The sequence below is a fragment of the Streptomyces sp. NPDC002779 genome, from assembly GCF_042888685.1.
Lineage (GTDB): Bacteria > Actinomycetota > Actinomycetes > Streptomycetales > Streptomycetaceae > Streptomyces.
Window position 1 is genome coordinate 484,554 of record NZ_JBIAQC010000003.1, and the last position, 20,705, is coordinate 505,258.

Consider the following 20,705-nt stretch of genomic DNA (forward strand, 5'->3'; position numbering starts at 1 on the left):
GTCACCGGGACGCAGCGGCACTCCACCAGCGAGGGCGAGTGCCCCCCGGAGCGCCTCACACGCCAACCCGCTCGTCATCCTCCCGCGGCACCAGCCCAAGCTCCGCATCCCGCGCGAACTCCACCTCACGCCGGAACAACCGGAACCACATGAAGACCACGAACCCGGCGAAGACAAACCATTCCCCGGTATACCCGAGGTTCTGGAACGCCTTCAGATCCAACCCTGAGCCCCCCGGCGCACTCACCGGCACGGCCTTCATCCCGCCGTCCCCCTCATTAAGGGTCACCCACGCGTCATACACGTCGTAGGGCACAAGGTTCACCAAGGACGCCGCACTGATCGCCCCGGCCTGCCCCGCAGGCAACCCGCCCTGCCCAGGCACCCCGTTCTCCCCGGGCTGCTCGGACGCCTGCAAGGCCCCCGTCACGGTCACCACCCCCGACGGCGCGGCCGGCACCTTCGCGGCATCGGCATCCCCAGGCAGCCACCCCCGCACCACCGGCAGAGCCGAGCCCCCGGAGGTCCGCAGCAGCGTCACGACGTAGAACCCCCGCCGCTCGTCCAGCTCCCGATCCGGCACCAGCAACTGCGTCCCGTACCGCCCGGTCGCCGTGACCTGCTTCCCCACCGTCGACTTGTCCACAGGCAGCATCTCGGCAAGGGGTCGAGCAGCCTCCCGCTTGTCCGACGCGGCCCGCGCCTCGGCCCCCTGGTGGTCCGCCACCCGCTCCTCGAACCGGCTGAGCTGCCAGGACCCCATGAAGATGCAGAAGGGGATGGCGAGCAGCACGAAGACGTTGATCCCCCACCAACGGGGCGTCAGCAGAAACCGGTACACGCCACCACGGTACGGGCACCACCCCACCCCCCGACCCGCGGGGTCAGAACCGCCCGGTGAGATGACCCCGGTCCGCGGGCGGCTCGTACGGCTCGGGCCAGAAGTCCGTGACCCCGGTGATCAGCCCCCGCTCGTCCCCGGTGAAGAAGGAGATCCCCACATTCACCTCGTCCCCGTTCGTGAACCGTATCCAGCTCACGGCCTGCCCCGCCTCGGCGACGATCCGCTCGATCCGCACATGCCAGTCCCCGGGAAACTCCCGATTGAACAGTCCCGCGCCTCCGCGGCGGCCCAGAACTCCCCGACGGTCTTCCGCAATTCGGTCATGCCCCGCAGTGTGCACCCCACCACTGACAACGCCGCGGCGGTCACCGTCCAAGGAAGTTATCCACAGCAAGTTATCCACAGCCTGAGGACCGGGCCAGCGCGGTGTCGGTCCGGCCAGGCACTATGGGGCCATGACTGAGAGCAACGGGTCCGCCGCGCCGGATCAGCAGCAGAACCGGGACATGCCGGACTGGGAGAAGCGCTTCCGGGCGCCCAGGGTGTCCCTGCCGGACTGGGCGGAGGACGCCCCGGACCGCTCCCTGTTCGTGTCGAACGCGACGGGGACGTACGAGCTGTACGCCTGGGACCGCGCCACGGGCGAGCAGCGCCAGGTGACCAACCGCCCGAACGGCACGACGGACGGCGTGCTCTCCCCGGACGGCGCCTGGATCTGGTGGTTCGACGACAAGGACGGCGACGAGTTCGGCGTGTGGCGCCGCCAGGCGTTCACGGGTGGCGAGGACGAGCTGGCGACCCCGGGCCTGGACGCCTCCTACCCGGCGGGCCTGGCCCTCGGCCGAGACGGCCGTACGGCGATCGTGGGCCGCTCGACGGACGACGAGGGCACCACGATCCACGTCGCCCGCATCGGCGAGCCCCCGGCGGAGATCTACCGCCACCGCGAGTCCGCGGGCGTCGGCGACCTCTCCCACGACGGTTCGCTGATCGCCGTCGAGCACACGGAGCACGGCGACGCGATGCACTCCGCCCTGCGCGTCCTGCGCCCGGACGGCTCGGCGGTCGCCGAACTGGACGACACCCGGGGCGGCACCGTGGAGCTGGGCCTGGAGGTGCTGGGCTTCGCCCCGGTCGACGGCGACACCCGTCTCCTCGTCGGCCACCAGCGCCGCGGCCGCTGGGAACCGCTGGTGTGGGACGTGGCGACGGGCGAGGAGACGGACCTGTCCCTGGACCTCCCCGGCGATGTGAGCGCCGAGTGGTACCCGGACGGCTCGGGCCTGCTGGTGGCGCACAGCCACGAGGCCCGCAGCGAGCTCTTCCGCTACGACCTCACCACCCACGAACTGGCCAGGATCCCCACGCCCCAGGGCACGGTCTCGGGCGCGACGGCCCGCCCCGACGGCACCGTCGAGTTCCTGTGGTCCTCGGCGGCCGAGCCGTCGACGGTCCGCTCGACGACCGGCGAGGTGGTCCTGGACCCGCCGGGAATGAAGTCGCCGGGCTCGGTCCCGGTGGAGGACGTGTGGGTGGAGGGCCCCGGCGGCCGGATCCACGCGCTGATCCAGAAGCCGGCGAACCACACCGGCGGCCCCCTCCCCACGGTCTTCGACATCCACGGCGGCCCGACCTGGCACGACAGCGACGCCTTCGCCGCGGGCCCGGCGGCCTGGCTCGACCACGGCTACGCGGTCATCAGGGTCAACTACCGGGGCTCGACGGGCTACGGCCGGGCCTGGACGGACGCCCTGAAGCACCGGGTGGGCCTGATCGAGCTGGAGGACATCGAGGCAGTCCGGCAGTGGGCGGTCTCCTCCGGCCTGGCCGACCCCGCCCGCCTGATCCTCACCGGCGGCTCCTGGGGCGGCTACCTCACCCTGCTCGGCCTGGGCACCCAGCCGGACGCCTGGGCCCTGGGCATCGCGGCGGTCCCGGTGGCGGACTACGTCACGGCCTACCACGACGAGATGGAAGCGCTGAAGGCCCTGGACCGCACCCTCCTGGGCGGCACCCCCGAGGAGGTCCCCGACCGCTTCGAGGCCTCCTCCCCCCTCACCTACGTGGACAACGTGAAAGCCCCCGTCTACATCTCCGCAGGCGTGAACGACCCTCGCTGCCCGATCCGCCAGATCGACAACTACGTACAACGCCTGGCATCCCGCGGCGCACCCCACGAGGTCTACCGCTACGACGCCGGCCACGGCTCCCTGGTAGTCGACGAACGCATCAAACAAGTACGCCTGGAACTCGACTTCGCAGCCCGCCACCTAACCCCCTGACACCCCCATCCGGCCCACCCGCAGCCAACACTGCCACTGGGCCGGGCCCCACCCGGCAACAACACCCGCGCCAGCGGCGGTGTTCACGGCTCGCGCAAGCTGGACCACCCCTGCGACTCAGCCTGCGGCGCACCCACACCCGCCGCCGCTGCGCGTTGCCGATACCCGCCGTTACCGCAGCCCTACCCGCCCAACTGCGGGCAGTCGTGCCGCTGGGGCGGCACGGGTGGGCGCTGGGGGTCCCCCCTCTCGGGGAGGCACCCTGTCAGCGCAGGCCGCGTGTCCCACCCCGCGGTCACCTCCACACGCGGCACCCCGTCAGCGCCGGGCCGCGCGTCCCACCCGCCGGTGCCCCCGACACACCGGCACCCCGCCAGCACCCGGGCGCGCGCGTCCCACCCGGCGGCCACCCGCACCCACCGGCACCTACAAGGCGACCGACCCCGCCAGCCCCGGTGCCCCGCTCACGCCCCCGCCGACTCCCACCGCCTCCGCCCCAGCAACTCCGCCAGCCCCCTCCGCGTAGCAGCCAGCACCACCCGGTCCTCCCCGCGCAGGACATACGTGTCAGGCAGATCCCACACCAGCCCAGACCCCCCGGTCCCCGCGGACCCTCCGGACCCCCCAGCCCTTCCGATCCCCACAGACCCCCACCCACCCCAATCCCCGCCCCCACCGTCGGAACCGGCACCCGAAACAGGACCAGAACCCGAACCCGAACCCAGCCCCGATCCCCCCGCACCCCCCACCGCCGTATCCAACGCCAACACCCGCCAGGCCCCCGCCCGAAACGCCTCCCCCACAGTCCGCCCCTCCAACTGCGGATGCCCGCCCACCTCCACAGCCGCGAACAACAACACCCGCCGCTCGACCGGAATCGCACCCAGAATCTGCCGCCCCACCATCGCCCCGGCAAAGGCCGGCGCAGCCAGATGCGTCACGCTCCGGCTCCGAGTGGAGGCGGACGGATGCGCCGCCCGCAGCGTCCGGTACACGGCGGTCGCGAAGTCGTCGTCGTACAACCGCAGCACCACCCGCAGGTCCGGCCGGACCGACCGAGCCGCCAGCACAGCCTCGAGGTTCGTCGTATCCGCACTGGTCACCGCCAACAACGCATCCGCCCGATGAACCTTCGCCGCCTCCAGCACCCCCTCCTGCGTGACATCCCCCAGCACCACAGGCACCCGCAACCGCCGAGCCGTAGCCATCCCCCGAGCCTCCGGATCGGCCTCGACGCACACCACCGGAACATGCAGCTCCCGCAGCCGCGTCAGCACCCGCGTCCCGATCTTCCCCAGCCCGAGCAGCACCACATGCCCGCTCAGCCCCCGAGGCGGCTTCCGCAGCGCGGAGGCACTCCGAAAGGTCCCGAGCGCCTCCAGCACCGCCGCCAACAACACCGGCAACAACAGCAACCCCAGCAACCCGGACAGGAGTTGAAGCACCTGCCGCCCCGTCGACTCCTGCAGCGCCGGCTCATTGATGGCGAAGAGATCGAGCAGCGTCTCGTACGTGGCGTGCAGCGGATGATCCCCCGTAGCCACGGTCAACGCCCCGGCCAGCGCGAACACGCACCCCACCAGCCCCGCCAACGACCACCGCAGCCGCCGCGAGAACAGCGACCCGAACGCCGGCACCACCCCCCGCCCACCCGACATGGAAGGCCCCGAATACGACACCTGCTCCAGCACGACGGCCCCCCGCCCCCGCGCCTCCCGCACCGCCGCCTCGTCGGGCAGCAACAGCGGCCCCTGCTCCCCGCTCTCGGAAGAACCGGCATCGTTCCCCGGCCCGGAGAGCAACGCCAAGGTGGCCAGCCCGCCCGCCGCCACCCGCCCGTCCCCACCCGGCTGCCGCTCCACCGCCCGCAGCAGTAACCCATCGGTCTGTACGACCTTGCTGGTCCCGACGAGCGCGGTCGCGACCAGCGCGGGAGCGGCGGTGTCGGCGTCCGACAGTACGACGGTGGAGGCGTCGGAGACACCGTCCCCCGTGGCCAACGCGGCCGCCTGATCGAGGAGTGCCTCGATGTGCTGCCCCAACCGCCGGTTGTAGAGCCGTAGAACGAGCCGCAGCCGGGGATTGAGCCGCCGCGCGGTCAGGGCGGCGCGGATGTTGGTCTCGTCGTCCTCGAAGACGAGCGCGAGCGCGGCGGCCCGCTCCACCCCGACGTCCGCCAGCACCGCCTCCGTGACCTCGGTGGCCTCCACGACCCGCGCGCTGCCGACCGGCGCCCCGTTCCCCGCAGTCCCGTTCCCCGCCGCCCGGCTCACCGCGGCGCTGACCACCCGGTCGAGCAGCGCGGCCGAAGCGGCCCGCGCCCGCCCGACCACCGGCGGCCGCACCTCCCGCTCGGAGGGCGGTACGACGAGCGTGACCTGTTCGCCGTAGACGCCCCGCAGTTCGGCGGCGAGCCGATGCGCGAGCCCGTCGTCGCCGCACACCACCATGTGCGCGGCCGGCGCACCACCCGGCTGACCCTGACTCGGAACGCTCACCACGAGGGGAAAGACTGCCTCACCGGGACAAGTGGTTCCAGCATCCACCTGAACAAAGAACGCCAACTCCCCGTAGAAGAGGGGAGGAAGACGAGCAAGAGCCCACCGGAGGGACGCGACCGCCCGTGGCTACCACCACCCGCCCCCGACCCCCCGACCAGGACGAAGGCCGCCAGTCCGCGCCTCTGCTCCTCATCACACTGCTGCTGCTCGCCGTGCTCCTGCAGAACCCCCTGCGCGGAGCCCTGTCCGCCCCGGTGATGCAGAGCTGGACGACGGTCTTCGTGGCGGTGATGGTCCAGGCCCTGCCCTTCCTGGTGCTGGGCGTGCTGCTCTCGGCGGTGATCGCGGTGTTCGTCCCCCCGGCGTTCTTCGCCCGGGCCCTCCCCGCCCGCCCGGCCCTGGCGGTCCCGGTGGCGGGAGCGGCGGGAGCGGTCCTGCCGGGTTGCGAGTGCGCGTCGGTCCCCGTGACGGGCGCACTGGTCCGCCGGGGAGTGACCCCGGCCGCCGCCCTGGCCTTCCTCCTCTCGGCCCCCGCGATCAACCCGATCGTCCTGACCTCGACGGCGGTGGCCTTCCCCGGCACCCCGGAAATGGTCCTGGCCCGTCTGCTGGCGAGCCTGGTGACGGCCTGCGCGATGGGCTGGCTGTGGCTGCGCCTGGGCCGCGCGGACTGGCTGCGCCCACCGATCCGCTCGTCCCACGAGCGGCAGACCAGGGGAGCCGCCTTCTGGGGCTCGGTCCGTCACGACGTGATGCACGCCGGCGGCTTCCTGGTGGTGGGCGCGATGGCGGCGGCGACCTTGAAGGCGGCGGCACCGGAGACATGGCTGCGGCAACTGGCGTCCAACCCACCACTGGCGATCCTCGCCCTCGCGACCCTGGCCGTACTGCTCTCCCTCTGCTCGGAGGCGGACGCGTTCGTGGCGGCGTCCCTGACCCACTTCTCCCTGACGGCCAGGCTCACCTTCCTGGTCGTGGGCCCCATGATCGACCTGAAGCTCTTCGCGATGCAGGCGGGCACCTTCGGCCGCGCCTTCGCGCTGCGCTTCGCTCCGACCACCTTCGTGGTGGCGGTGGCGGTCTCGACGGCGACCGGCGCGGTGCTCCTGTGAAGCGCCAGGCCCAGGCGGCCCTCCTGTTCCTGCTGGGCGCGTCACTGCTGCACGCCGGCACGACGGACCTGTACCTCCGTTACGTGAAATCCGGCCTGCGCCCGCTGCTCCTGCTCTCCGCGGCCATCCTGATCGCGGCGGCCCTGGCCACGGTCTGGTACGAACGCAAGACCCCCACCCCGCCCACCCACCCGGAACCCCGCATCAGCTGGCTCCTGACCCTCCCGGTCCTGGCCCTGATCCTGGTGGCCCCACCGGCCCTGGGCTCATACAGCGCACTCCGCACCGGCACGGCCCTGCAAGAGCCGTACGGATACGAGGAGTTGCCACCCCACGACCCCACCCCCCTCTCCCTGCCGGACTACGCGGCGAGAGCGGTCTACGACCAGGGCCGCACCCTGAAGAACCGCCGCGTGGAGATCACCGGCTTCGTAGCCCTGTCCCCCTCGGGCACCCCCTACCTCGTCCGCATGACCCTGAACTGCTGCGCGGCGGACGCCCAGCCGATCAAGATCGCCCTGACGGGCCAGGTCCCCCCGGTACTCCGCCCGGACACCTGGCTACGCGTAACGGGCACCTACACCCCCCGCACCACGAAAGACCCGGTGAACGGCGCCCCCATCCCCTACCTGAAGGTGACGAGGGCAACCCCGACGCCACCCCCGGAGGACCCGTACGACGAAACGTGAACCCCTACCCCTGCTTGTCCCCGCTGGCCAGGGCGTACGCCACCAGAGCATTGGCATGCCCGTGCCCCACCCCGTGCTCCGCCTTGAGCCACCCCACCAGCTCCATGTGCTTACTGAGCCCAGCCCCCCGTATGAGCTCCATCCACTCCGGGATCGGCCGCCCGTACTTCTTCTCGATGGACGGAAAGTAACTGGCGGGACCCTTCACCACGGCGGTCATATCGAACCTCTCCTGTAGTGCCGAACGGCGTTACCGAAGAAGAGACTCCCCACCCCACCCAAACTCATCGGTCCCCAGAACACGACAAAGGACCCGGTGCAACCTACACACCAGGCCCTCTGTACAGCGTCGGGGTGGCGGGATTTGAACCCACGACCTCTTCGTCCCGAACGAAGCGCGCTGCCAAGCTGCGCTACACCCCGATGTCCCCGCTCGACGCGGTGACGTCGTTTACTTTAGCCCACCGGTGGCTGGAGACGAAATCCGGTTTTGGCGCGGTGGTGGGCCCGGTGGCGGACCATGTTGGGGCGGGTGTGGTCCAGGACGACCAGGAGGACGGCCAGGGCGTAGATGGACAGGCCGATCAGGAGGGCGTTGCCCAGGACGCTCTTGTAGCCGTGCAGGCCCACGTCGAGGAAGGGGTAGAGGTAGCGGGCCGGGGTGCCGGCCGGGAGCAGTTCGGCTCGGGTCAGGGAGAAGGCCAGGTACGCCAGGGGGTAGAGGAGCCAGGCCGCCGCCTGGCGCAGGTGCAGGCTGCCCGGTGCCGTCAGCAGGAGCCAGTCCAGGGCCGCCGCGACCGGGGTGATCGTGTGCAGGACGAGATTGGTCACCGCGTGCCAGCCCGTCGACGGTGCCGTGTCTCCCGTCATCGAGAACGGGCTCGACGCGTTCGCCAGGAGCAGGTGGTACACCAGGCCCGTGGTGGACACGTACAGCAGGGCCGCGCCCGTCAGGCCCGACGCCAGGGGGCGGCGGGCCGCCCATGCCCGGCGTGCCGCCAGCACCATGACCAGTGCCAGCAGGATGTTGCTCTGGATCGTGAAGTAGCTCAGCACCCGCAGGGGGCTGCCGAGAACCAGGTCGATCGTCACCGCCCCGGCCGCCAGCAGGGCGACCAGCAGGCGGAACGCGGCGGCCAGGCGGCGGCGTACGGGCTCCACCACGGCCGTGGCGGGAACGGGCGAGGGCAGGAACCCGGGAATGCCCGGGATCGCGGGCAGGTCCGGGATGTCCCTGGGTATGGGGGCGGTCATGCCCCCCACGCTAAGCAAATGGGGCATAACGGGCCATGCGGGTGGCCCGTGCGGGTTACCCCCACGTCAACCCCTTACCGCCGCTTCTCCACCAGCGTCAGCAGCGTCGCCTCCGGCGGGCACGCGAAGCGGAACGGGGTGTAGCGGTTGGCGCCGCAGCCCGCCGAGACGTGCAGGTACGCCCTGCGGCCGTCCGCCGTATGCGTCGAGAGGCCTTTCACCCGGTCGGTGTCCAGGTCGCAATTGGTGACCAGGGCGCCGTAGAAGGGGATGCAGAGCTGGCCGCCGTGCGTGTGGCCGGCCAGGACCAGGGGATAGCCGTCCGCCGTGAAGGCATCCAGGACGCGGAGGTACGGCGCGTGCACCACGGCCATCGAGAAGTCCGCCGTACCCGACGGGCCGCCCGCGACCTCGGCGTACCGGTCCCTCTTGATGTGCGGGTCGTCGAGCCCCGTCAGTTCCACCGACACGCCGTCGACCTTCAGGGCGCCGCGCGTGTTGGTCAGGTTCACCCAGCCCGCCGTGTCGAAGCCGTCGCGCAGGTCCTCCCACGGATTGTGGAGCGCGCCGACGGCCGGCGGGTTGCCGTTCAGACCGTGCTTGCCCTGCGCCTTCTCGATCAGGTAGAGGGCGGGGTTACGGAGCTTGGGGCCGTAGTAGTCGTTGGAGCCGAAGACGTACGCGCCCGGGAACTCCATCAGCGGGCCCAGCGCGTCCAGCACCTCCGGTACGCCCTCGGGGTCCGAGAGGTTGTCGCCGGTGTTGATCACGAAGTCGGGGCGCAGGCCCGCCAGCGAGCGCAGCCAGCGCTGCTTCTTGCGCTGTCCGCTCACCATGTGGATGTCGGAGACCTGCAGCACGCGCAGGGGACGCATACCGGCGGGGAGGACGGGGACCGTCACCCGCCGCAGGCGGAAGGAGCGGGCTTCGAAACCCGCCGAATACAGCAGACCGGCGGCGCCGGCCGCCGCCATTCCCAGGGGTACTCCGTATCGCGCGCGCATACCTCCATCGTGTCAGATCGTCCCAACTACCGTGTCCGGCCGCCCCTCAGGGGACCGCCGGGGGCGCCCCGCAAGGGACCGCCGGGGAAATCGAGGGGCTTTCTGCCGCCCGTACCTGCGACAATCGACGTCATGACCACGCTCAAGTCGAAGCTGCAGGATGACCTCAACTCCGCGATCAAGGGGCGCGACGAGCTCCGCTCCTCGACGCTCCGGCTGACGCTCGCCGCGATCACCAAGGAGGAGGTCGCGGGCAAGCAGAAGCGCGAGCTGTCCGACGACGAGGTCCTCAAGGTGATCACCAAGGAGGCGAAGAAGCGCCGCGAGGCCGCGGACGCCTTCGCCCAGGGTGGCCGTGCCGAGTCGGCCGAGCGGGAGAAGGCGGAGGGCGAGGTGCTCGCCGCGTACCTGCCCCAGCAGCTCAGCGACGAGGAGCTGGAGCGGATCGTCACCGAGGCCGTCGGTGAGGCCAGGGCGGCCGGTGCCGAGGGCCCGCGGGCCATGGGCGCGGTCATGAAGATCGTGAACCCGAAGGTGGCGGGTCAGGCGGAGGGCGGTCGCGTCGCCGCGGCCGTGAAGAAGCTCCTCGCGGGCTGACCGGCCCCGAGGGCGGACAGACCTACGGCCCCTTCCCCTCCGTAGAGGACCTCCGTGGAGGACCTCCGTAGAGGGAAAGGGGCCGTAGTCGTACCGCTCAGTTCAGTCCCGGCTGGCCTCAGTCCCGCCCGCCGTTCCCGTTCCCGTTCGTCTGCCCCTGGAAGAAGTCCTCCGGGATGGAGAACGACGGCGTCGGTACGGTCGTACCGCCGTCCGTGCCGGTGCTCGTGCCGCCATCGGTACCGGTGGTCGTGCCGCCGTCGACGATCCCGCCGAACAGGCCGCCGTTGTCGTTGCCGTTGTTGCCGTTCTCGTCGCCATTGCCGTTGTCGTTGTCACCGTCGCCGCCACGGTCACCGCCGCCGTCGCCGTCGCCGTCGCCACGGTCCCGGTCACCCGTGTCACCGCTCGGGATGTCGACGAGGCTGAACTCGGGGGCCTCCCTGCCCTCCAGCGCGCCGGTCATCATGTCGCGCCAGATCGGGCCGGGCACCTGGCCACCGAAGACCTTGGCGTGCCAGACGCCGCCGATGGTGATGTCCTGCATCTTCCGCTTGTGCGCGGGGTCGCCGACCCACACCGCACCGGCCATGTTCGGGGTGTAGCCCACGAACCAGGCCGCGAACCGCTCGTCCGTCGTACCCGTCTTACCGGCGCTGGCGCGGCCGGCGCCGAGGCCCGCCTGCTGGCCCGTACCGTCCTCGACCACGCCCCGCAGCAGGGTGTTGATGGTGTCGGCGGTCTTCTCCGACATCGCGCGCGAGCAGGTCGACTTCGGGACCTCCAGCGACTTGTCCTTGCCGCCGACGCTCTGGGTGATGGACTCGATGGCGACCGGCGTGCAGTACATCCCGCGCGAGGCGAAGGTGGCGTAGCCGTTCGCCATGGTCAGCGGGGACACCTCCTGGGTGCCGAGGGCGATGGAGGGGGCCTGCGCCATCTTGCCGCCGTCCGCGCGCTCGACGCCCATCTTCTCGGCCAGCTCCGTCACCGGGCAGATCCCGATGTCGCTGATCAGCTCGACGTAGTAGGTGTTGACCGACTTCGCGGTCGCTTCCCGCATGTCGTACGGGCCGACCTCGGACTCGTTCTCGTTCTCGAGCGGGACGCCCTTTTCGTCCCAGGTCCCGCCCTCGCAGGTCGACACCGGGGTCGGGTAGTCCATCTGGTACGGCGACCCGTACACCTTGTTCGGCGGCATCCCGCCCTCGATCGCCGCCGCGGCCACGATCGGCTTGAACGTCGAACCGGGCTGGTAGCCCGCGCCGCCGCCCATGGCCGCGTCGACCGAGAGATTGATCTGGGTCTCGTTCTTGCCGAAGCCGTACGGGCGGGACTGGCCCATGGCGAGGATCTTGCCGGTGCCGGGCTCGACGATGGTCGCCGCGGTCGCCACGTCGTCGCTCTGGTTGACGTGGTCCTTGACCGACTGCTGGACCGACTCCTGGGCCTGCGGGTCGAGGGTGGTCCGGACGGTCAGACCGCCCTGGTTCCAGATCTTGGCCCGGGCCTCCTTGGTCTTGCCGAAGACCGGGTCGCTCAGGAAGGCCGCGCGGACGTAGTCGCAGAAGAAGCCGGCGCCCTTGACGGCGGTGATGCAGCCGTTCTTCGGCTTGCTCACCTCCAGGCCCAGCGGCTTGTCCTTGGCCTTGTCGGCCTCCGCCTGGGAGATGTTGCCGACCTCGGCCATGCGCTGGAGCACGGTGTTGCGCCGCTTGGTGGCCTCGGCCTCGTCGTTGACGGGGTCGTAGCGCGAGGGCGACTGGACGATGCCGGCGAGGAGCGCGGCCTCCTGGAGCTTCAGGTCCTTCGCGGGCTTGGAGAAGTACCGCTGGGCGGCGGCCTCGACGCCGTAGGCCTGCTGGCCGAAGAACGTGATGTTCAGGTAGTTCTCGAGGATCTTCTTCTTGCCCAGCTCCTCCTCGACCTGGATCGCGTACTTCAGTTCGCGGATTTTGCGGCCGAGGGTCTGCTGGGTGGCCTCGGCGACCTTCGTCGGGTCGTCGCCGGCCTCCTCCACGAAGACGTTCTTCACGTACTGCTGGGTGAGCGTGGAGGCGCCCTCGGCGACCCCGCCGGTCTGCGCGTTGCGGTTCAGGGCGCGCAGGATGCCCTTCAGGTCGACCGCGCCGTGCTGGTAGAAGCGGGCGTCCTCGATCGCGACGATCGCCTTCTGCATGTACGGCGAGATGTCCTTGAGGTCGACCACCGTGCGGTCGCGTGAGTAGACCGTGGCGAGCGTGCCGCCCTTGGCGTCGAGGATCGTGGTGCGCTGACTCAGCGGCGGCGTCTTGAGGTTGGCGGGGAGCTCGTCGAAACTCTCGACCGAGCCCTTGGCGGCCAGCCCCAGCGCCCCGACCGCGGGCAGGGCGATGCCCGCCAGGACGGCTCCCGAGAGCACACTGACACCGAGGAACTTGGCGGCCTGCTGCGTTGGCGACAGACCACCGCCCGAGCGCTTCTTTGGCATAGGGGCAGCCTACGTTCTCATTCGCCGGACACGCGTATATGCCTTGGCCTAAGCTGCTCTCAACTGTCACAGCAGTAGGTCCACGTATCAATACGTCCGGCGACCCCGAATCGTTCCGGTCGGCCATCAGTTTTCTGATGGGGGCGTGTCCGAATCCGCCTTGTGTGTCACCTGGCGCCCGTTGTGACTCAACTGAACTGTCCCGCTTTGCCGGGATGATCACGCATGTCCCCAGCTCACTCCCCCGGGTGATCTGCCGCTTACCCATAGTCCGTTCGGACCATTCAAGATTGGGCCCGCTGGGGGTGTTGCGCTGTGCCCACCTTCCGTAACGTCCTCAACTGGCGGCGGTGAATATGCCGCTGCCGCCGTGGGGGAGCCTCGATTCGGGAGAGGACGGCGCCGGTATGGGCTGGGTAACCGACTGGAGTGCGCAGGCGGCCTGCCGCACTACCGATCCGGATGAACTGTTCGTTCAGGGAGCAGCGCAGAACAGGGCCAAGGCGGTGTGCACCGGGTGTCCGGTACGCACCGAATGCCTGGCCGATGCGCTCGACAATCGCGTCGAATTCGGCGTATGGGGAGGCATGACGGAGCGGGAGCGCCGCGCACTGCTGCGCAGGCGGCCCACCGTCACCTCGTGGCGCCGGCTGCTGGAGACGGCTCGTACGGAGTACGAGCGCGGGGCAGGAATCCTGCCCCTCGACGATGACGAGGTGTACGAGAACTACGCGGCGGTGAGCTGACGGCTCAGGTCGGTCAGGCCCCGGGGTTGGGCAGCTCCGGTCGGCCGGCCGCCAGCCGGTTTCCGATGTCGCGCAGTCCCGCGAGGTCATGCACGTCGCCGGGCAGCGCGGCCACTTCGGCCACCGCCACCTCGGGGTGGAGCGCGGCGAAGCGATCCCGCGTGCGCTGCTCACGGGAGAGCAGGTGCATACGGTCCGCGTGCAGCTTCAGCAGGCCGGCGGTTAGCTCGTCGGTGGAGGGCGCATCCTGGCCTGCCGTGACCGTGGCCATGGCGGCGGGGGAGCCTTCCTCGGCGGCCTCGGATGCGGGATCTGGTGAACTGCCGTACGTGTCGGGAGAGTTACGAAGTCCAGCTTTCCCGCCCTCCTGATCGACAATGCGGGACTCCTCAAGATTTTCCGCGGCGGCGAGCGCCCGCTCGGCGGACAGCCGGTCGGCGCCGCTGCCGTGGACACGGTTGAGCACCAGACCCGCGAGCGGCATGTCCTCGGCGGCCAGCCGTTCCACGAAGTACGCGGCCTCCCGCAGCGCGTCCCGCTCCGGCGCCGCGACCACCAGGAACGCCGTCCCGGGCGCCTGGAGCAGCTTGTACGTCGCGTCCGCGCGGGTACGGAAGCCGCCGAACATGGAGTCCATCGCGGCCACGAACGTCTGGACGTCCTTCAGCAGCTGACCCCCCAGCAGCTTGCCGAGGGCGCCGGTCATCATCGACATGCCGACGTTCAGGAACTTCATGCCCGCGCGCCCGCCCACCTTGGCGGGGGCGAGCAGCACCCGGATCAGCTTGCCGTCGAGGAACGAGCCGAGCCGCTTGGGCGCGTCCAGGAAGTCCAGCGCGGAGCGGGAGGGCGGCGTGTCGACGACGATGAGGTCCCACTCGTCCTTCGCCCGCAGCTGGCCCAGCTTCTCCATCGCCATGTACTCCTGCGTGCCCGCGAAGCCCGCCGAGAGCGACTGGTAGAACGGGTTGCCCAGGATCGCGGCGGCCCGCTCGGGGTCCGCGTGCGCCTCGACGATCTCGTCGAAGGTGCGCTTCATGTCGAGCATCATCGCGTGCAGTTCGCCGCTCGCCGAGTCGTCGAGACCCTTCACCCGGCGCGGGGTGTTGTCGAGCGAGTCGATGCCCATGGACTGGGCGAGCCGGCGCGCGGGGTCGATGGTGAGCACCACGACCTTCCGGCCGCGCTCGGCGGCCCGCAGGCCGAGCGCCGCCGCGGTGGTGGTCTTGCCGACGCCGCCGGACCCGCAGCACACGATGATGCGGGTCCCGGGGTCGTCCAGCAGCGGATCCACCTCCAGGGTGCGGGCGGGGGCGAGGTGGTGATGGGCGCCTGTCTGGGCTTCCGGGCTCATGTCATCCCCTGCTCTCGCAGCTCGGTGGCCAGTTCGTACAGCCCTGCCAGGTCCATACCCTCGGAGAGCAGCGGCAGTTCGTGCAACGGCAGGCCCAGTTCGCCGAGGACGGCCCGCTGCTCGTGCTCCAGGGTGAAGCGCTCGGCGTACTCCTCGGCCTGCCGCAGCAGCGGATCCACCAGCCGCTCCGCGTGCCCGCCGCGCCGCGCCCCGCCGAGGCCGGCCGCCGACAGGGACTGCGCGATGGCCGTACGGGGTGTGCCGCGTACGAGTTCCAGCTGGGCCGCGTCCAACACCTGGGGCCGCACCATGTTCACGATGACCCGGCCCACCGGCAGCCGCGCCGCGCGGAGTTCGGCGATGCCGTCCGCGGTCTCCTGGACCGGCATCTCCTCCAGCAGCGTCACCAGGTGCACGGCCGTCTCGGACGACTTCAGCACGCGCATGACCGCCTGCGCCTGATTGTGTATGGGGCCGATCTTGGCGAGGCCCGCGACCTCGTCGTTGACGTTCAGGAAGCGGGTGACACGGCCGGTGGGCGGGGCGTCCATGACGACGTGGTCGTACGCGAACCGCCCGCTCTTGTCCTTTCGCCGTACGGCCTCACAGGCCTTGCCCGTCAGCAGGACGTCCCGCAGCCCCGGGGCGACGGTGGTGGCGAAGTCGATGGCGCCGAGCTTCTTGAGCGCTCTGCCCGCGCCGCCCATCTTGTAGAACATCTGGAGGTAGTCCAGAAGGGCCAGTTCGGGGTCGATGGCCAGGGCATACACCTCCCCGCCCCCTGGAGCGACGGCGATCTTCCGCTCCTCATAGGGCAGCGCCTCAGTCTCGAAGAGCTGAGCGATACCTTGCCTGCCCTCCACCTCGACGAGAAGCGTCCGCTTCCCCTCGGTGGCGAGGGCGAGGGCTAGCGCGGCGGCGACCGTGGTCTTTCCGGTCCCGCCCTTGCCGCTGACGACCTGGAGCCTGCTCACGTATGCGAGCCTAACCAGTCGGCCGCCGGATCACTCCGGAGGCTGTGGACAACGTGTGCGCGGGGGCCGATACGGCAGCGGCTAAAGTCGGCCACATGACCAAGTGGGAATACGTAACCGTGCCGCTGCTCGTCCATGCCACGAAGCAGATTCTGGACACCTGGGGCGAGGACGGCTGGGAGCTCGTCCAGGTCGTGCCCGGGCCGAACAACCCGGAGCAGCTGGTGGCCTACCTGAAGCGGGAGAAGCGGGCGTGAGCGCGGTCGAGGCGAAGCTCGCCGAGCTGGGGCTGACGCTCCCGGAGGTCGTCCCTCCGCTCGCCGCGTACCAGCCGGCGGTGCAGTCGGGCGTGTACATCTACACCGCCGGTCAGCTTCCCATGGTGGAGGGCAAGCTGCCGGTCACCGGCAAGGTGGGCGCGGAGGTCACGCCGGAGGAGGCCAAGGAACTGGCCCGCATCTGCGCCCTCAACGCCCTCGCCGCGGTCAAGTCCGTCGCCGGTGACCTGGACCGGATCGCGCGCGTGGTGAAGGTCGTCGGTTTCGTCGCCTCGGCCGCCGACTTCACGGGCCAGCCCGCGGTCCTCAACGGCGCGAGCGAACTCCTGGGCGAGGTCCTGGGCGACAAGGGCGTCCACGCCCGCAGCGCGGTCGGCGTCGCGGTCCTGCCGCTGGACGCGCCGGTGGAGATCGAGATCCAGGTGGAACTGACACAGGCGTAACGGGCAGCGGCGGGCGGGCGGGGGCGGAGCCGGACCGGCTTCGCGAGGTCGGCCGCCACCGCCTGCGCCCGCATCCCGCCGGGGTGGGGCACGCCCGGCAGCGGCCGTCGTCCTGGCTCGCGCGACTGCGGCACCGCTGCGGCGGTGCCCGCCCGGCAGCGGTCGTTGTACGCCTTGCGCGCCTGCGGGACCTCGGGTTGCCGTACCCGCCGCCGCGCGTCGGCCAGCCGTACCAGCCGCCGCTGCGGGCAGTCGTGCCGCTGGGGCGGCACGGGTGGGCGCAGCGGCACCCCGTCAGCGCCGGGCCGCGCGTCCCACCCGGCGGTCACCTCCACACGCGGCACCCCGTCAGCGCCGGGCCGCGCGTCCCACCCCGCGGTCACCTCCACACGCGGCAGCCCATAGCGCCAGGCCCGTGACCCACCCGGCAGTCACTCCGACGCCGCGGCACTCCTCAGCGCCCGCCGTCCACCCCGCGTCACCCCTACGCGCGGGCAACCGAAACCCGGCCGGTGCAACCCCCCGCCGCTCACCCCAGGCACCTCTCGAACATCCGCGCGCCCCGAGATAGCCTCCGGACATGGCGAACGGTCAGTGGTACCCCCCGGAGTGGCCCGACCGCATCCGCGCGCTCGCGGAAGGCACCCTCACCCCCGTGCCCCCCAAGCGCGCGGCCACGGTCATGCTCCTGAAGGACACCGCCACCGGCACCCCCGCCGTCCACATGCTCCGCAGACGCGCCTCCATGGCCTTCGCCGGCGGCGCGTACGCGTACCCCGGCGGCGGCGTCGACCCCCGCGACGACGACCACCACGTCCGCTGGGCGGGCCCCACGCGCGCGTGGTGGGCGCAACGGCTCGGCGTCGACGAGAGCAGCGCCCAGGCGATCGTCTGCGCGGCCGTACGCGAGACGTACGAGGAAGCGGGCGTCCTGCTCGCGGGCCCGACCCCCGACTCCGTCGTCGGCGACACCACAGGCGCCGACTGGGAGGCCGACCGTGCCGCCCTCGTCGCCCGCGACCTGTCCTTCGCCGAGTTCCTCGACCGCCGGGGCCTGGTCCTCCGCTCCGACCTGCTCGGCGCCTGGACCCGCTGGATCACCCCGGAGTTCGAGTCCCGCCGCTACGACACATGGTTCTTCGTCGCCGCCCTCCCGGAGGGCCAGCGCACCCGCAACGCCTCCACGGAAGCCGACCGCACGGTGTGGATCCGGCCACAGGAGGCCGCGGAGTCGTACGACAAGGGCGAGTTGCTGATGATGCCGCCCACCATCGCCACCCTGCGCCAGCTGGCCCCCTGCGCCACGGCCGCCGAGGCGCTCGCCACCGCCCCCGCGCGGGACATGACGCCCGTCATCGCGCGTGCCCGCCTGGAGGACGGCGAGATCGTGCTGTCCTGGCCGGGCCACGACGAGTTCACCAAGCACATCCCGACCGAACCGACCGGGGGAGCCCTCGCATGACGGACGCACGCACCCTTCCCGGCCGGCCGCGAGGCGGGGTTCTCTCGGGCCCCGCCACCGCGCGCGCGGTGAACGTCCTCGCGCCCAACGCCTCCGCGATGACCCTGGACGGCACGAACACCTGGATCCTCTCCGAGCCCGACTCCGACCTCGCCGTCGTGATCGACCCCGGCCCGCTCGACGAAGGCCATCTGCGCAACGTCGTCGACACCGCCGAACGGGCCGGCAAGCGCGTCGCCCTCACCCTGCTGACGCACGGTCACCCCGACCACGCCGAGGGCGCCGCCCGCTTCGCCGAGCTGACCGGCACCAAGGTCCGCGCCCTGGACCCGGCGCTGCGGCTCGGCGACGAAGGGCTCGGCGCCGGTCAAGTGGTGCAGGTCGGAGGTCTGGAGCTGCGGGTCGTACCGACGCCCGGGCACACCGCCGACTCCCTGTGCTTCCATCTCCCGGCCGACCGGGCGGTCCTGACCGGCGACACCGTCCTGGGCCGCGGCACGACGGTCGTGGCACACCCCGACGGCCGCCTCGGCGACTACCTGGACTCCCTGCGCCGCCTGCGCTCGCTCACGGTCGACGACGGCGTCCACACGGTCCTCCCCGGCCACGGGCCCGTCCTGGAGGACGCCCAGGGCGCCGTCGAGTACTACCTCGCTCACCGCGCCCACCGCCTCGCCCAGATCGAGACGGCGGTCGAGGACGGCTACCGAACGCCCGCGGAGGTCGTGGGCCATGTCTACGCGGATGTGGACCGCTCGCTGTGGCCGGCCGCGGAGCTGTCGGTGCGGGCGCAGCTGGACTATCTGAGCGAGCACGGCCTGATCTAACCGGTTCAGCCGGTTCAGCCGGGGCGTGGCGTCTTCACGCCGTGCACGCGCGCGTACTCCTCGGCCAGCCAGGGGCCCAGGTCGTCGACGTACGACCGCAGCACCGCCGGATCGCCGGTCGGCTCGTACCCGAGGACGGCCGCCGCACGCATCTGCGCCGCCCGCCGCGGGTAGTACCCGCCGAACGCCTCCGCCATCTCGCCCAGGTCGCTGGTCCAGCCGTTCCACCGCGGCATGACCAGTGTGAACCCGGTGCGCACGAGATGGCGGGACATGAACCGTACGAGGGGCCGGCGCGCCTGGTCGGAGTCGGCGGCGCCCGCGATCCGCTCGCGCCAGCGGGGCAGCAGGAGCGCGAGGTCGCCGTTGGTCTCCCGGGCGAGCAGCGAGTCTGGCCGGTAGCGCGGCAGGTACTCGGCGAGATCCTCGCCCAGCAGCGGCGTGCACAGGCAGGCGAGGAACCAGCCCATGTCGTACCGCTCCGGCTCGCTCAGCACCCGCGCCCGGCTGTACAGCAGCGTGCCGACCCCGTCGATGCGCCGGAACTCCTTGTCGAGCCCCTCACCGAGCATCCGCGCGTCCTCGCGGTCCGCCTCCGTCGGCTCGGCGCGCAGCACCACCAGCAGGTCGAGATCGCTGCGCCCCACGCGCGCGGTGCCGCGCGGAATCGACCCGTAGAGGTACGCACTGTGCATCCGCGCCCCGAACACGTCGAGCAGCCCGTCCCGCGCGGCGGCGACGACCGGCCGGAAGTCGTGCGCGATCCGTCCGAGGGACCCCTCGCGGGCGACGTAGCCCTGGGAGTCGAGTCCGGGGCGCTGCACGGTTTCAGCCATGGATCAACTCTGCCCCGAGAGCGGACCTCGGGCAGCTCACTTTCGGCGCGGCGCGGCGCGGCCCGGCACGGGCCCGAGGCCCGGAGTACGACACAGGGCCCGCCCCACGAGGAGACGAGCCCTGAACTGAACAGCCGTGCGGCCGAGACCGAGCGTCAGCGCGACCGCTTCGCCAGGCGCTCGACGTCCAGCAGGATCACCGCGCGGGCCTCCAGGCGCAGCCAGCCGCGCTGGGCGAAGTCGGCGAGGGCCTTGTTGACCGTCTCGCGGGACGCGCCGACCAGCTGGGCCAGCTCCTCCTGCGTGAGGTCGTGGACGACGTGGATGCCCTCCTCGGACTGCACGCCGAAGCGGCGGGAGAGGTCCAGCAGCGCGCGGGCGACACGGCCGGGGACGTCCGAGAAGACGAGGTCGGACATCGCGTCGTTGGTGCGCCGCAGCCGGCGGGCGACGGCACGCAGCAGCGCGGTGGCCACCTCGGGGCGGACGTTCAGCCAGGGCTGGAGGTCGCCGTGGCCGAGGCCGAGCAGCTTGACCTCGGTCAGCGCGGTGGCGGTCGCCGTACGCGGGCCCGGGTCGAACAGCGACAGCTCGCCGATGAGCTCGCCGGGGCCGACGACGGCGAGCATGTTCTCGCGGCCGTCGGGGGAGGTGCGGTGGAGCTTGACCTTGCCCTCGGTGACGACGTAGAGCCGGTCACCGGGGTCGCCCTCGTGGAACAGGGAGTCACCGCGCGCGAGGGTCACCTCACTCATGGAGGCGCGGAGCTCCGCGGACTGCTCGTCATCGAGCGCCGCGAAGAGCGGGTTGCGCCGCAGAACGTCGTCCACGAGTTCTCTCCTTGTCGACCTGCTCAGGGGATCTTGCTCCCCCTTGGTACCAGGGGACCGTGTTCCCCGTTTTGCCGGACGGTCCAAACAGTGTGATCTGTCACAAGGATGCCGCACACGTGTCCCGGGGTAAGCGGCAGGGGTCCAATTGGGCGCCGATCTTCAGGGCTCGGGGCGGATGTCAGTGTCGGGCTCTAGGCTG

20 protein-coding genes and 1 tRNA gene are annotated in these 20,705 nt (G+C 71.3%); 9 read left to right on the forward strand and 12 right to left on the reverse strand.

The window, feature by feature from the left end; genetic code table 11:
• Nucleotides 1–55 precede the first annotated feature (55 nt).
• Both ACFYW5_RS12035 and ACFYW5_RS12040 read right to left on the reverse strand, forming a co-directional pair.
• On the reverse strand, nt 56–841 hold the full coding sequence (locus tag ACFYW5_RS12035; RefSeq protein ID WP_389416819.1) for an SURF1 family protein: 786 nt from the start codon (nt 839–841) through the stop codon (nt 56–58).
• Nucleotides 842–884: 43 nt separating this feature from the next.
• Nucleotides 885–1,079, reverse strand: a complete 195-nt coding sequence (locus ACFYW5_RS12040; protein WP_389416820.1) for a hypothetical protein — start codon at nt 1,077–1,079, stop codon at nt 885–887.
• A 220-nt stretch (nt 1,080–1,299) separates the two neighbouring features.
• On the opposite strand from ACFYW5_RS12040, the gene ACFYW5_RS12045 reads away from it, so the two are divergent.
• On the forward strand, nt 1,300–3,126 hold the full coding sequence (locus tag ACFYW5_RS12045; RefSeq protein ID WP_389416821.1) for a prolyl oligopeptidase family serine peptidase: 1,827 nt from the start codon (nt 1,300–1,302) through the stop codon (nt 3,124–3,126).
• A 464-nt stretch (nt 3,127–3,590) separates the two neighbouring features.
• Here ACFYW5_RS12045 and ACFYW5_RS12050 read toward each other — a convergent pair whose 3' ends face one another.
• Nucleotides 3,591–5,576: an NAD-binding protein gene (locus ACFYW5_RS12050; RefSeq protein WP_389417011.1), complete on the reverse strand. Its 1,986-nt coding sequence runs from the start codon at nt 5,574–5,576 to the stop codon at nt 3,591–3,593.
• A 173-nt stretch (nt 5,577–5,749) separates the two neighbouring features.
• On the opposite strand from ACFYW5_RS12050, the gene ACFYW5_RS12055 reads away from it, so the two are divergent.
• Nucleotides 5,750–6,739, forward strand: coding sequence for a permease (locus tag ACFYW5_RS12055; protein WP_389416822.1), 990 nt, complete (start codon nt 5,750–5,752; stop codon nt 6,737–6,739).
• A complete protein-coding gene (locus tag ACFYW5_RS12060) occupies nt 6,736–7,428 on the forward strand; it encodes a TIGR03943 family putative permease subunit (RefSeq protein WP_389416823.1) in 693 nt (230 codons plus the stop codon). Before ACFYW5_RS12055 ends, ACFYW5_RS12060 begins: the two co-directional genes overlap by 4 nt.
• Nucleotides 7,429–7,432: 4 nt before the next feature.
• Here ACFYW5_RS12060 and ACFYW5_RS12065 read toward each other — a convergent pair whose 3' ends face one another.
• The 4 genes from ACFYW5_RS12065 to ACFYW5_RS12080 all read right to left on the reverse strand — a co-directional run bounded on the left by ACFYW5_RS12065 (nt 7,433) and on the right by ACFYW5_RS12080 (nt 9,686).
• The gene (locus ACFYW5_RS12065) at nt 7,433–7,648 is read right to left on the reverse strand and encodes a DUF4287 domain-containing protein (protein WP_389416824.1); all 216 of its coding nucleotides are present in this window, start codon (nt 7,646–7,648) and stop codon (nt 7,433–7,435) included.
• A gap of 129 nt (nt 7,649–7,777) precedes the next feature.
• A tRNA-Pro gene (locus tag ACFYW5_RS12070) sits at nt 7,778–7,851 on the reverse strand.
• 33 nt (nt 7,852–7,884) lie between these two features.
• Nucleotides 7,885–8,682: a Pr6Pr family membrane protein gene (locus ACFYW5_RS12075; RefSeq protein WP_389416825.1), complete on the reverse strand. Its 798-nt coding sequence runs from the start codon at nt 8,680–8,682 to the stop codon at nt 7,885–7,887.
• A 74-nt stretch (nt 8,683–8,756) separates the two neighbouring features.
• Nucleotides 8,757–9,686 (reverse strand): metallophosphoesterase, encoded by a 930-nt coding sequence (locus ACFYW5_RS12080; protein ID WP_389416826.1) that lies wholly within the window; start codon nt 9,684–9,686, stop codon nt 8,757–8,759.
• Nucleotides 9,687–9,818: 132 nt separating this feature from the next.
• Here ACFYW5_RS12080 and ACFYW5_RS12085 point away from each other — a divergent pair, with 132 nt between their 5' ends.
• Nucleotides 9,819–10,283 (forward strand): GatB/YqeY domain-containing protein, encoded by a 465-nt coding sequence (locus ACFYW5_RS12085; protein ID WP_389416827.1) that lies wholly within the window; start codon nt 9,819–9,821, stop codon nt 10,281–10,283.
• 118 nt (nt 10,284–10,401) lie between these two features.
• Here ACFYW5_RS12085 and ACFYW5_RS12090 read toward each other — a convergent pair whose 3' ends face one another.
• The gene (locus ACFYW5_RS12090) at nt 10,402–12,753 is read right to left on the reverse strand and encodes a transglycosylase domain-containing protein (RefSeq protein ID WP_389416828.1); all 2,352 of its coding nucleotides are present in this window, start codon (nt 12,751–12,753) and stop codon (nt 10,402–10,404) included.
• Nucleotides 12,754–13,160: 407 nt separating this feature from the next.
• Here ACFYW5_RS12090 and wblA point away from each other — a divergent pair, with 407 nt between their 5' ends.
• A complete protein-coding gene (wblA, locus tag ACFYW5_RS12095; protein WP_067033339.1) occupies nt 13,161–13,499 on the forward strand; it encodes a transcriptional regulator WblA in 339 nt (112 codons plus the stop codon).
• Between the two features lie 13 nt (nt 13,500–13,512).
• Here wblA and ACFYW5_RS12100 read toward each other — a convergent pair whose 3' ends face one another.
• Together ACFYW5_RS12100 and ACFYW5_RS12105 are read right to left on the reverse strand one after the other, a co-directional pair.
• Nucleotides 13,513–14,853, reverse strand: a complete 1,341-nt coding sequence (locus ACFYW5_RS12100; protein ID WP_389416829.1) for an ArsA family ATPase — start codon at nt 14,851–14,853, stop codon at nt 13,513–13,515.
• On the reverse strand, nt 14,850–15,827 hold the full coding sequence (locus tag ACFYW5_RS12105) for an ArsA family ATPase (protein WP_389416830.1): 978 nt from the start codon (nt 15,825–15,827) through the stop codon (nt 14,850–14,852). Before ACFYW5_RS12105 ends, ACFYW5_RS12100 begins: the two co-directional genes overlap by 4 nt.
• 95 nt (nt 15,828–15,922) lie before the next feature.
• On the opposite strand from ACFYW5_RS12105, the gene ACFYW5_RS12110 reads away from it, so the two are divergent.
• The 4 genes from ACFYW5_RS12110 (at nt 15,923) to ACFYW5_RS12125 (ending at nt 18,837) form a co-directional block, all read left to right on the forward strand.
• Nucleotides 15,923–16,084 (forward strand): DUF4177 domain-containing protein, encoded by a 162-nt coding sequence (locus ACFYW5_RS12110; RefSeq protein ID WP_389416831.1) that lies wholly within the window; start codon nt 15,923–15,925, stop codon nt 16,082–16,084.
• Nucleotides 16,081–16,548: a RidA family protein gene (locus ACFYW5_RS12115; protein WP_389416832.1), complete on the forward strand. Its 468-nt coding sequence runs from the start codon at nt 16,081–16,083 to the stop codon at nt 16,546–16,548. The genes ACFYW5_RS12110 and ACFYW5_RS12115 overlap by 4 nt, the downstream gene beginning before the upstream one ends.
• 580 nt (nt 16,549–17,128) lie before the next feature.
• Nucleotides 17,129–18,010: an NUDIX hydrolase gene (locus ACFYW5_RS12120; RefSeq protein WP_389416833.1), complete on the forward strand. Its 882-nt coding sequence runs from the start codon at nt 17,129–17,131 to the stop codon at nt 18,008–18,010.
• Nucleotides 18,007–18,837 carry an MBL fold metallo-hydrolase gene (locus tag ACFYW5_RS12125; protein ID WP_389416834.1) on the forward strand — a complete coding sequence of 277 codons (831 nt, stop codon included), beginning with the start codon at nt 18,007–18,009 and terminating at the stop codon, nt 18,835–18,837. The genes ACFYW5_RS12120 and ACFYW5_RS12125 overlap by 4 nt, the downstream gene beginning before the upstream one ends.
• A gap of 14 nt (nt 18,838–18,851) precedes the next feature.
• Here ACFYW5_RS12125 and ACFYW5_RS12130 read toward each other — a convergent pair whose 3' ends face one another.
• Both ACFYW5_RS12130 and ACFYW5_RS12135 read right to left on the reverse strand, forming a co-directional pair.
• The gene (locus ACFYW5_RS12130) at nt 18,852–19,673 is read right to left on the reverse strand and encodes a nucleotidyltransferase domain-containing protein (RefSeq protein WP_389416835.1); all 822 of its coding nucleotides are present in this window, start codon (nt 19,671–19,673) and stop codon (nt 18,852–18,854) included.
• A 155-nt stretch (nt 19,674–19,828) separates the two neighbouring features.
• A complete protein-coding gene (locus ACFYW5_RS12135) occupies nt 19,829–20,503 on the reverse strand; it encodes a Crp/Fnr family transcriptional regulator (protein ID WP_030943409.1) in 675 nt (224 codons plus the stop codon).
• Between the last annotated feature and the right edge of the window lie 202 nt (nt 20,504–20,705).